This is a genomic window from Sphingomonas sp. Sph1(2015), from assembly GCF_001970915.1.
Classification (GTDB): domain Bacteria; phylum Pseudomonadota; class Alphaproteobacteria; order Sphingomonadales; family Sphingomonadaceae; genus Sphingomonas; species Sphingomonas parapaucimobilis.
Window position 1 is genome coordinate 1 of the sequence record NZ_MQUI01000095.1, and the last position, 2,689, is coordinate 2,689.

A 2,689-nucleotide genomic window follows, 5' to 3' on the forward strand; every position below is an offset into this window, starting at 1 on the left:
GGGGGGCGGGGCCGGACAGGTCATCCGCGACGAGGGCATGGGCGCGGACGGACCGGGGCGGCGCGGCGTGCGCGAGATGGCGGGCGAGGGCGTGGTGCCCGCCAGCGTCACGGTCGCCCATTACGACCCGGCCCGCGATTATCAGATCGGGGTGCAGCGCGCCCGTCGCTCCGGTGGGGTGCGGGACGACAGGGTTGAACTGGCCGCCGCGCTCGATGCCGCGACAGCACGGACATTGGCGCAGGACCGGCTGATGCGCCACGACGTGGAGCGGGTGCGGCGTATCGTGACGCTCGGTCCCGAGGCGCTGGCCATCGCACCGGGGAGCATCGTGCGGATCGATGGTGAGGCGGGGCGCTGGCGCGTGACCGAGGCGGCGTGGGAGGCGATGGCGGTCCGGCTGAGCTGCGTGCCGCTGGGGCAGGGCGGGCCGATCCTGCCCGCCTCGCCCGGCCGGATCGCGCGGGCGGCGGATCGGGCGGTCGGCACGACCCGGCTGATCGCGTTCGAGGCGCCTCCGCTGACCGACGAACTGCTCTCGGCGCCGCGCCTGTCGGTGGTGGCGGCGGGTGGCCCCGGCTGGCGACAGGCGGAACTGGCCTATAGCCTCGACGGCGGTGCGAACTGGACGGCGCTCGGCCCGACCGCGCTGCCCGGCATCATCGGGGTGGTGCGCGCGGTGACGCCCGGCGGTGGCAGCGCCCTGATCGATGATCGGGGAATGTTCGACGTGCAACTGGCCGAGGATCTGGCGGATGCCGACGACGCCGCGCTGGATGCGGGCGCGAATCTTGCCTGGATCGATGGCGAGCTGTTCCAGTTCGCCCAGGCACGGCCGCTGGGTGACCGCCACTGGCGGCTAAGCGGCTTGCGGCGCGGACTTCGCGGGACGGAAGCGATGATCGGCCAGGCGGTGCCCGGCGCACCCTTCGTCGTGATCGCACCCGGTTCGGTGCGGACGCTGGACGTGCCGGTCGCGATGCTGGGCCGCAGCGTCCGTTTCCTCGCGCATGGTCTGGGCGATCCGGTCGAGGGCGTCCAGGCCTCGGTCGCGGTGACCGGCCTGTCCGTCCTGCCGCCGTCGCCGGTCGGCTGGCGGTGCTGTCGCGGGGCGGACGGACGCGTCGCCCTCGGTTGGACGCGGCGGAGCCGGATCGGCTGGCGCTGGCTGGACCGGGTGGATGCGCCGCTGGGCGAGGAGGCGGAACGCTACCGCATCACCATCGGCGACCGGGTCGAGGAACTGACCGCACCCGTGTGGAGCGGCACGGTGGCGGACGGAACGCGGGTGGCGATCCGGCAGATCGGGACCTGGGGCGCCTCGGCGCCGCTGGTCGGATTCGTGGGGGAGGGGTGATGACGACGAACGACACGCCGCGCTGGATGTTGCCGCTGCTGGCGGCGGGACAGGCGCAGAAGGAGCTGACCCATAACGAGGCGCTGAGCCTGCTCGACCTGGTCGTGCAGCCTTGCGTCGAGGCGGTCGGGGTGAATGCGCCGCCCGGAGCGCCGCTGCCGGGCCAGGCCTGGATCGTCGGCGACCGGCCGCAGGATATCTGGACGGGCCGTGCCGGAATGATGGCAGGCTGGACCGATGGCGGCTGGCGATTCCTGGTTCCGCAGCTAGGATTGTCGGTGTGGAGCCGGGGCGATGACTGCCGCTGCGAATGGGACGGAAGCCGGTGGCGGCTGGGCCGTGTCGCCGCCCGGACGCTGGAGATCGAGGGAAAAAAAGTCGTTGGCGCGCAACGACCGGCCATCGCACCACCGGATGGTGGTCAAGTCGTTGATTTTGAAGCGCGTTTGGCGTTGAATGCGATCATCGCGACGCTGCGCGACCATGGTCTGGTGGCCTCTGGCTGACCGAAAATCTGTGCCTTTAATGCCACAGTCGGGGGCTTTTGTTTGCTTGCGTGGAAACCAACGCTCCGATAGTGGGTTTGCGCTGTCCGTAGTGACAACCAAGAAAGGGGACTATGATGCGGAAGCTTGCCATTGTTCTGGCACTCGCCTCCACCGCTCTGGCTTCGCCTGCCCTCGCCCGCGACAAGTCGTGGTACGTCGGCATCGAAGGCGGCGGGATGATCGTCGAAGATATCGATTATGATGTCACCGGCGCGGGCCGTAGCGGCGTTGCCACCGTCGACCATGACTATGGTTATGACGTTGACGGCGTGATGGGTTACGATTTCGGCGGTTTCCGTCTGGAAACCGAAGTCGGTTATCGTCGTGCGACGGTTGACGGCTTCAGCTCGACCACGCTGACCAACACCGGCATCGGTGCTGGCACCGTTCCGGCTGGCAGCTACAACTATGCCGGTGGCTCGACCTCGGCGCTCAGCTTCATGCTGAACGGCTTGCTCGACTTCGGTGCCGACGACGGCATCCAGGGCTTCGTCGGCGGCGGTGTCGGTGTGGCTCGCGTCAAGGCGAACTATGCCCTCAACAACCGCGCTGACTTCCTGAACGACTCGGACACCGTGTTCGCGTGGCAGGCTCTGGCGGGCATCCGTGCTCCGCTGACCGACCACATCGACGCGACGCTGAAGTATCGCTTCTTCAACGCCGAGAACGTCAAGCTGGTCGACGTCGCCAACAACACGCATGACGGCCGTTTCCGGTCGCACTCGCTGCTGGGTGGCGTGGCGTACAACTTCGGTGAGCCGGCTGCTCCGCCGCCTCCGCCGCC

Annotated in this window: 3 protein-coding genes; all 3 read left to right on the forward strand. The window is 69.1% G+C overall.

All coding sequences use genetic code 11. The annotated features are described in order from the left end of the window. The coding region (locus BSZ14_RS18575) for a GTA baseplate fiber-binding domain-containing protein (RefSeq protein ID WP_241823832.1) at positions 1–1,357 on the forward strand (1,357 nt) is incomplete at its 5' end. Next, a complete protein-coding gene (locus tag BSZ14_RS18580) occupies positions 1,357–1,863 on the forward strand; it encodes a DUF2793 domain-containing protein (RefSeq protein ID WP_076712042.1) in 507 nt (168 codons plus the stop codon). The genes BSZ14_RS18575 and BSZ14_RS18580, both read left to right, overlap by 1 nt. Positions 1,864–1,979: 116 nt before the next feature. Further along, positions 1,980–2,689, forward strand: a 710-nt coding sequence (locus tag BSZ14_RS18585) for an outer membrane protein (RefSeq protein ID WP_139330549.1), incomplete at its 3' end; no start/stop codon positions are given.

Excerpts from the sequence above, each read along its gene's own strand:
- BSZ14_RS18580 (WP_076712042.1), top strand. The coding sequence starts at position 1,357 with ATGACGACGAACGACACGCCGCGCTGGATGTTGCCGCTGCTGGCGGCG.